The sequence below is a fragment of the Zhongshania sp. genome, from assembly GCF_047636175.1.
Taxonomy (GTDB): domain Bacteria; phylum Pseudomonadota; class Gammaproteobacteria; order Pseudomonadales; family Spongiibacteraceae; genus Spongiibacter.
In genome coordinates, this window is the sequence record NZ_JBLIKC010000021.1 from 60,861 (window position 1) to 70,019 (window position 9,159).

The window sequence follows — 9,159 nt, forward strand, 5'->3', positions numbered from 1 at the left end:
TAATTCACTTGCCCGCCACGCATTATCAATATCATGGTACAACTGCAAATAGTAACGCCTGATAATAATGGCAATTTACGCGAGCAATACATAATTCAAGGCTCGCGAGAGGTGGGAAATGATTAAAATTAATCGGATTGGCGCGGTAATGAGCGCGACTATATTTAGCTCAAGTGTACTTGCAGCTGCCGAGACAAGCACTGTTGATCAAAGCAAATCACGCATAATCGAAGAAGTTATTGTTACGGCCCAGAAAAGGGCTCAAAGTCTGCAAGATGTCCCTGTATCGGTGAGCAGCTTTGATCGCGACTTTATTGGCGACCTCGGCAGTACGGATGTTGGCGAATTGGTACAATACACACCAAATGTTAAGTTTAGTACCGCCCTTGGCTACGCACCTGTGCTGACCATTCGCGGTTTTGGCACGCCACCACTGGGGCGCGGCCTTGAACCCTCTGTCGGCCTTTCTATTGACGGTGTTTTTTACGGCCGTTCATCCTATATCAACGACGCATTTTTTGACCTTGAGCGCATGGAAGTGCTGCGCGGTCCCCAAGGGACGCTATTTGGCAAAAACACCATTGCTGGGGTACTAAATTTTACCACGCGGGACCCGGATTTTGACAACAGCGGCTTTGTCAGCACGTCGGCAGCAAGCTACGACACGGTCAGCGTTGAAGCTGGCACCTCTTTTTCAATTATTGATAATGTCTTAGCTGGGCGTGTCGCGGTTCGCTACAATGATCGCGATTGGCATGTTCACAATACCGCCCGCGATAATGAACAAAACCATGTAAGCGATCTTTCCAGCCGCCTAAAACTCAAGTGGTTTATAAACGACCGCTCCAGCCTGTTACTCAATGCTTGGCAGTCCAAGCAGCGGGAGTTGGGCCTAATTTTACAGCTCAAAAAAGCGACGGAAAAATCACTCTCAGTATTCCGCGAATACGACCCCGCGGTAGAAACTGATGCCTACAATGACACCCTTTCAATGGATAGGGACACTTTTTCGGACCGCGACACCAGTTCAGTCAATCTTAAATATGCCTTGGATATCGGTGACTATGGCGTATTTAGTGATCTCAGCGCGCAAGTTATTGGCGGCTGGTCTGAGATGGTCAGCCCTTATGCTCTTGACGGCGATTTCTCACCAATTGATTTCATCAATTTCGGCACCGATGAGCCAGATTATTACGAGCAAAATATTCTTGAGATTCAATTTGCCGGCAGCTTACCCGCGCCCTTCAGTCTGGGTTACGGCCTAGACTTCATTTCCGGTGTATTTGCGTCGCAAAGTAATCACAGTGTTTCCGTTAAGCAGAAAAACGGCACCGGCATTATCGATTATACTCGCGCGGGTGCATTCTTCGATCCTGCACCCAGCCTCATTATACCTTTGCCGATTACTGTGAACCCGTCGGATGACGGACGAGGTGAAACCATTTTCGGATCAACGGCCGTTGACTCTCAGAGCGTCGCTTATTTTGCGCAGTTCGATTGGCTACTCACCGAGACTGTTACCGCTATCATCGGTTTACGCTACGGTGAAGATCAGCGAAAAGGTCGCATTAGCGCCGGCCGCTCTGCAACTACTGTCGCCGCGCCCCTGGTTACCGGTCAGGAGAACTTTGATGAGACCATTGAGCAAAGTGACTACGACTTCACTCCCAAGCTAACCCTAACATGGCAGGCGACTGAAGAATTAACGGTGTTCGCCACCGCGACACAGGGCTTTAAGAGCGGTGGTTTCGCTGCAGGGGTATTTAATAACGACAATCTCACCTTTGAACCCGAAAAGGCAAATGCTTTCGAAATGGGTATCAAGAGCAAACTTTTCGACGGCTCCTTAACGCTAAACGGCGCTGTATTCCACACCGAATACTCAGACCTGCAGGTACGCAACTTTGATGGCCGCTCAATATTTGTAAAGAACGCTGCCAATGCCCAGACCACCGGGCTTGAATTCGATTTTTTCTGGCTACCACCAATACCCTATCTTTCTCTTGGCGGCAGCGCAGGCTTTGTACAAGCGGAATATATTGATTATTTGTGCGCGCCAGCAATAGCCGGAACACCGTCAGGCTCTGGCGACCCCTCTTGCTATGACGAATCAAACGACCCGACGACAACCGTATTAGCACCGTCCTTTCAAGACTTATCGGGTGCTCCACTCGCCTTTGCACCGGAAGCGAGCGGCAGCCTATACAGCAATCTGCTAATGCCAATCGCGCAAAGCGGTGTGAATTTATTGCTTGGTGTCGACCTTGTCTATCAGGGGAAGCATTTTATTGATACCGATAACGACCCGGTTGCCACACAAGAGGCAACGACCAAAATTAATATGCGCATTGGCTTTAAATCCGATGACAACACTTGGTCTATTATCCTTAACGGGAAAAACATTACCGGCGAAGAAGAATCGGTACTGGTCCTGGATCAAGCCAGCCTGCCCGGGAATTATGTCGCTGCAGCGCTGCCCTCTGAGCCGACGTTGAATCTAAATCTACGCTATGAGTGGCAATAAGAAATCACGTAGCAGGGGCGAGCTTGCAAATGATCACAATACTAAGGCCAAGCTCCGTAGAATTTTACGCGGACCACTATGCCGTCGGCTGTGATCCAAATGCTATAAGCCGCCACTGTTTGTGAAGCAATTTCGAGTGCCAACATAATCTAGGTCCAACAAATTCGACAGGCCTTGCCAGAGTATATTGATTAAAGTGAATGCCCTCAGGCGATCTATTATTCGACCGGTGCTTAGAAACCATAATCCAGATAACAAAAGTGCCAATATCCAAAGCCTCGCATCCTGTAAGAAGAACCATTCACTAAATAGCGTCTGCAGGCCGACTTACTTATACGACGCATAGCAAAAGGCCGGGGAAACCCGGCCTTTCTAACTAACAATATAACGTTTACTGCGCTTGCTCTTGCGCCGACTCTGTCGGTAGAGGGCCGAGTAGCTCCTCTAACGCTGCGCGATAGGCCTCGGGCGACAAATCCTCCGGCGGGAATGCGGCATAGGCGGCGATAGCTGCCTGCACACGGGCATTAAACTCACTCACGTTAGCGTTATCACTGCCGATTGCTGGAACAATGCTGGGGGGCCGACGGTGTTTGGTGGCTTGCTCGTAGTCGTAAGCAATACCGATGCCCGTTCCTTCATCGAATTGACGAACAAAGATCTCCATACCACGCGGAACACCCACGGAATTGTCAAAACCGACCGGCACAACGATAGAGCCCATTTGCGTGGTTGAGCCAAAATCACAGGTTCTACCGCCGCTGGGACCAGGCGAAAAGATAAGCGCATCAACACTTACCGTTGCGCCGTCAGGACCCATGATGGACTCACCATTTTCGTCTTTGACAACATCCATTTCTCCCGTCACGTATGCGCGCATGTCTACAATGGCTTGTAACTGCGCTGCCGAGGGCGGCATGTTAGGATCACCTAGCGCTGTTAGCGCGAAAAGTCCCGCCGTTCTGGGGCCAACGCGCGCCGACTCGACAATGCCTTCAAGGCCAAAGCACTGGTCGTCTCGGTCGTGAGCTGATTCCTCTCCGTCGATAGCAATCGCAGTGCTGCTTACGCAGCGGCGCGCACTCGTGCCACCTTCAGACTCAAATACCGCAAAGTACTCATTCATATCGTAATGGCTAGAGCCTGCGCCAAGTGACCTGTAGTTGGGTAGATAGACGTTGTAGACACTGGCGCCCAATTCCTCCATTTTCGCTACAGCCGCATCGATCAGCTCTCCCTGTGCGCCGGTACCCGTAGCACTAGTGTTGCCGCCAAGGTCTCGCACCACGCCGATCGAACGTCCGGCCAAGCCATATTGCTCGCGATTTAGGTACAGTGCGTAGCTATCTGGACGCTGATCGGCTGGGAATGCCCTTGCCTTTGGATCGCGCTCGTCAAACTTACCCATGGCCGTGAGCATTAAGGCTGAATCGGTCACCGAGCGTGTCATTGGTCCGCCGGTATCTCGGCTATGTCCTAGCGGGTAAATACCATGTTGAGATACCACGCCTAGGCTTGGGCGAATACCCACCAGGCCGCCAACAGAAGACGGATGTCTAATCGACTGGCAGGTATCGGAACCGGTGCCGCCCAAGGCAAAGTTGGCCGCTAAAGAGGCACCCGTTCCAGAGGACGAGCCTGCTGGGCTTTCTCGAGTATTGTATGGGTTGCTTACCTGAATCGCTCGGGCAGAAAAACCAGTTGTAAAGAACGCAAATTCATCTTGGTTTGCCTTACCTAAAATCAAGGCGCCGGCTTTTCGCAAACCGTCCACTGAGTTGGCATCAACGCCAGCTTGGTGACCTAACATCGAGTAAGAGCCCTGCGTAGACGGGTAATCAAAGGTGTCGTAGTTGTCCTTTAACAGCACCGGCATACAGTGCAGGTAGCGATCCCCTATACCGCCGTCACTGGCGTATAGCTCATCCAAGGCCTGCGCCTGCGCTATTGCATTTGGCAATATTGCCAACACACCGAAAATGGGTAAGCCGCCGTTAGGTTGAGGGTTGTTGTTATAGGCAAGAATTCGATCAATGTATTGCTGGGTGATAGCAACACAAGTTAAAGGCTCACCATCTTCGTTAACTTGCTCACCGGCTAACGCGGCGTGCACGTCTGCCATTGTGGCTTCGACTAGCTGGAAGAGGTCGTCGCGTATGCCATCATTGTTATCGTCGATATCTGCGTTGTCGCCAATACCATCGCCATCGGCGTCCGCGCTCTCGCTGCTGTCGCTAGGGAATGCATCGGCATTGTCGCCCACACCATCGCCATCAGTATCTTTGGTTTCACTAGCGTCTTCTGGAAAAGCGTCACCGTTGTCGCCGACGCCATCGCCGTCAGTGTCAGCTGTTTCAGCTGAATCTGTGGGGAACGCATCTTGACTGTCTGACACGCCGTCGCCATCCGAATCGGCACGTTTAGGGTCGGTGCCGAGCGACTGCTCTTCAGCGTCGCTTAGGCCATCGTTGTCATCGTCTTCGTCAGTATTATTGCCAACGCCATCACCATCGGTATCGACGGTCTCAGAGCTATCCTCAGGGAATGCATCGGTATTATCACCGACACCATCACCATCAGTGTCGGTAGTTTCCGAGGAGTCGGCGGGGAAAGCGTCGCCGTTATCGCCTGCGCCGTCGCCGTCAGCGTCAGCTGTTTCGGAATCATCCGTAGGGAAGGCGTCTTGACTGTCTGACACGCCGTCGCTATCCGAGTCGGCTAACAGAGGATCGGTACCGAGCGACTGCTCTTCAGCGTCGCCTAGGCCATCGTTGTCATCGTCTTCGTCAGTATTATTGCCAACGCCATCACCATCGGTATCGACGGACTCAGTTTCATCCTCAGGGAATGCATCGGCGTTATCGCCAACGCCGTCGTCATCAGTATCCTTGGTTTCTAAGGAGTCGGCTGGGAAAGCGTCGCTGTTGTCGCCTACGCCGTCGCCGTCTGTGTCAGCTGTTTCAGATGAATCTTTGGGGAAGGCGTCTTGGCTATCTGAAACGCCGTCGCTATCCGAGTCGGCGCGCTTAGGATCGGTGCCTAGGGACTGTTCGTCAGTGTCACTTAAGCCATCACCGTCGTCATCGGCATCGGCATTATTGCCAATACCATCACGATCGGTGTCCTCGGTTTCGGAATTATCCGTGGGAAAGGCATCATCACCGTCGGCTACACCGTCTTCATCAGAGTCGACGAGTAAAGGGTTTGAGCCGATTTCCGCTTCATCACTATCGAGCACGCCGTCGTTGTCGTCGTCGAGATCACAGGCATTGCCACGCGCATCACGATCGGTGTCGAGCTGGTCAGTATTGGCGTCGGCGGGGCAGTTATCCTCACCATTTTTTATGCCGTCGCTATCATTATCTTGTTCTGCTTCTGCTAGCGCGCATCCGTCCCCGTCAACGGCAAGACCTGCGGGTGTTGCTGGGCAAACATCCACAGCATCGTTAACGCCATCATTGTCGGTGTCGGCGCCACCGTCAAAGTCGAAGGTGCCGTCAGATAAATCTTTTCGCGTTTTCTCTAGGTGGCTATCGGCTTCCGTCGCCGTAATCAAGGCACGGTTATCCCCGTTTGCGTTTTGCGCAAAAGTACTGGCGTTAGACGCCTCAAAGTTGGCGGGGTCGACATCAAATTCCGTCAGCGACAGATTGAAAGCTAAGGCTTTATCGATAACAAGCGGAGACAGGGTAATGCCGTTATCTGGATCGCCATCTTCATCCAATGTAAGTAACACGCGAGCAAGGTTGGTTACGGCGTTGCCTGAACCAAGCAGGTCATCTAGTGTAATAAATGGCCCGCCCAGAGCCGCGCCAAGTTTTAGTGATCCCAAGAAAAACGAGACGGTCTGCCCTTCTAAGTAATCGAAGTTACCCGCGGCATCTGTCTGCGACAAACTGGCACCTGCGGTCGCACTTGGGTCAACCGAGTAAAAAATCCCCTTAATGGGTGAGTCAATAAATTGGCCCGTGGTGGCAGGGCCGAAATCAGAGTTATTTCCATCTTGGGAGCTTGAGCTAGAGGTAGAACCTCCACCACAGGCAGTCAAAAAAACACTTAAGCAGCCAATAACAAAAATCTGGCGCATTCAATTTCTCCGTTTTAGCAATATACAGCGACGCAAGTCTTTTGGAACTCACAGGGATTAAACCAAAAATTATGCCATTGCAATCTCTATGCCACGTAAAGTCACTGATGCGTATTTGGAAAGCTATGCTTGTGAAGATGACGTAAATGGCAACGCGCTGAGTTGGTGAGCAAGTGTTTATTAGGATGCACTACTGAGAGACGCCCATTTAAGGTCATAGTAGTTAAAATTTCTGACCTGTACGGGATGCGTTGGATTAGCATACTGGTGATTTATACCGTGCCGGTATAAGCCTAATCGAACAGGACATCGATCTACGTCAATGCTGTCAGATCGAGCTCAGCGTCGACAATGGACTTCGGGCGGGCATATCGCATGCGCGCATTTAGACCTGAGACGCTGGATTCAATGGTAGCGCTTGTGGTCGAGCATGGGGAGTGACAACCGTACAAAAAACAGAATCAGAAGTCAGTTTATTTAGACTGCACCTAAACTCACTGAGACCTCGCACAATGCTGATGCACACATTGAACGGCCGCACCAAAAGTGATCCGTGGCTTTTCCTTGAACGTTCGCTATTAAAAGCTATTATATGAACGCATAACTTTTATAAAGGTTATCAATTGTGAATTACTGAATCTAGGAGATTGCTGCAGCGCTCTATCCGGCTGAGCTGGGGGAGCAAAACAGATATTCTTTCAACAGGCAGCCTTTCAGACTTACAAGCAGTCGCCGAGATGTTCGCAAGCAATGGATGGAGCATTGCGCCGCAGCGCAATGCTCCATCGTCAATCTTCAGTGGCGGGTAATGCCATCACATCAAGATAATTAAGCTTCAATCACGGTGTGCAGCACAGCGCGCTCATGAGAAAGTTCCTTGAATCCGTGTATGCCATGATATCGCCCGATACCGCTGCCATTGACCCCGCCAAAAGGTAAATTGTGCTCAAGATAATGCATGACACAATGATTAACTGTAACCCCGCCGGAAGACGTATTTGCGAGAACATCTTCAATAAAATCATCGTCCTCACTAAACACATACAATGCCAAGGGTTTTTCCTGCTTGTGCAAGGACTTATAGACCTCTGAAATATCCTTATATGTGAAAATAGACAAGATGGGACCGAAAACCTCCTCACTCATAATCCTTGCATCGTGCGGAACATTGGTAAGGATCGTAGGGTGAATAGACTGAGTAGACTCATCAACTTGGCCGCCAAACTCTAAGCTCGCACCTTTCGCAAGTGCATCATCTAAATAGCCTCTCACCCGATCCAAATTCCGCTTATCTACAATTTTTCCATGAACGTCGGTGTTAAGCTCACCGTCGATATAGCAGGTAGCGCTATAGGTCGCTTTAGCTACAGCTATGAATTGATCTTTACAGTCTTCATGGACGTAAACATTTTCAGGGCATAGGCAAACTTGACCTGTATTCATATTCCTCAAAAAAGCGATCTTTGCCGCCGCATCTTCAATATTCGCAGATCTGTCTACTATCACGGGGTTCTTGCCACCAAGCTCGAGCGTAACCGAGGCCAAATGCTTAGCCGCAGCAGCCATCACTATTTTGCCCACCGCTGGACTACCCGTAAAAAATACATGATCTATTGGTAGCTCTAATAAGCGATTAGCTAAATCAACACCGCCTTCAAATACTGCTATCTCATCTCTATCAAAAACGTCTTTTATAATCTTTGAAATGATTAGACTAGTATTTGGTGACAGCTCATTTGGTTTAACAATTGCACAATTGCCGGCAGCAATTATTGGCACTAATGGCTGAAACACTAAGGTGAAAGGAAAATTCCAGGCGCCAAATAATAAGACGATGCCTCGAGCTTCATAAACCAATTTCGCTCTAGCAGATTTGAATGCCTCAGACGTCTCAACTATCACTGGCTTCATCCACTCGGTGACGGACGCGATTGCGTCATCAATATCACCATAAACCGCGTCCAACTCAAGGGTCGCGGCCTCTTCGTTTTTACGCAGGTCAAGAAACAGTGCGCTCTTAATCTCGTCTTCGTATAAGAGAACGGCTGCTCTCAAGCGCTTAAGTTTTTCAATACGCTGCGCAGCTGAACTACGGCGAACGTGCCATTGATTTTCAGTTTGCAGATCGAACACTTCATAAACTTCATCTACAGCAATTTTATTTTCAGCATTCATAAATAATTCCTCATTTTATAATTATCTTAGTGTAAATATCGTATCAATATAGTCTATTTATGCTCACTTCATTTAACAATGTGAGCGCACAATCGCCATCTCAAAAAAGATAGATGACCGTATAAGTCGAAATAAAAACTATTTCATCTACTTCTATTATTTCTTCTTATTCGCTTTATTGCTTATGGCTAAAATTATCAAATTTGTGCCGCTGACCTCCTGCTGACTTCTTGAATGTTGTCATCCTGTGATGTGTAAAATATTAATGGCATTGTCTGTGCTCTCATACTTTGAATTAGTTGAATACGTCTTTGATCTCAATCGACTCGTCAACGAGTTTCAGTGGATCAGCCGTCTGGCCGGTGCTGAGCGC

General features: G+C 49.5%; 3 protein-coding genes. 1 reads left to right on the forward strand and 2 read right to left on the reverse strand.

The features are described from left to right. The first annotated feature begins 118 nt into the window (after positions 1–118). Positions 119–2,524: a TonB-dependent receptor gene (locus ACI955_RS13110; RefSeq protein ID WP_415244189.1), complete on the forward strand. Its 2,406-nt coding sequence runs from the start codon at positions 119–121 to the stop codon at positions 2,522–2,524. Positions 2,525–2,915: 391 nt separating this feature from the next. Here ACI955_RS13110 and ACI955_RS13115 read toward each other — a convergent pair whose 3' ends face one another. Both ACI955_RS13115 and ACI955_RS13120 read right to left on the reverse strand, forming a co-directional pair. Then, positions 2,916–6,611, reverse strand: coding sequence for an amidase family protein (locus ACI955_RS13115; protein WP_415244190.1), 3,696 nt, complete (start codon positions 6,609–6,611; stop codon positions 2,916–2,918). An 828-nt stretch (positions 6,612–7,439) separates the two neighbouring features. Continuing rightward, positions 7,440–8,786, reverse strand: coding sequence for an aldehyde dehydrogenase family protein (locus ACI955_RS13120; RefSeq protein ID WP_415244191.1), 1,347 nt, complete (start codon positions 8,784–8,786; stop codon positions 7,440–7,442). Positions 8,787–9,159: the final 373 nt, after the last annotated feature.

Excerpts from the sequence above, each read along its gene's own strand:
- ACI955_RS13120 (WP_415244191.1), bottom strand. The coding sequence starts at position 8,786 with ATGAATGCTGAAAATAAAATTGCTGTAGATGAAGTTTATGAAGTGTTC.
- ACI955_RS13115 (WP_415244190.1), bottom strand. The coding sequence starts at position 6,611 with ATGCGCCAGATTTTTGTTATTGGCTGCTTAAGTGTTTTTTTGACTGCC.
- ACI955_RS13110 (WP_415244189.1), top strand. The coding sequence starts at position 119 with ATGATTAAAATTAATCGGATTGGCGCGGTAATGAGCGCGACTATATTT.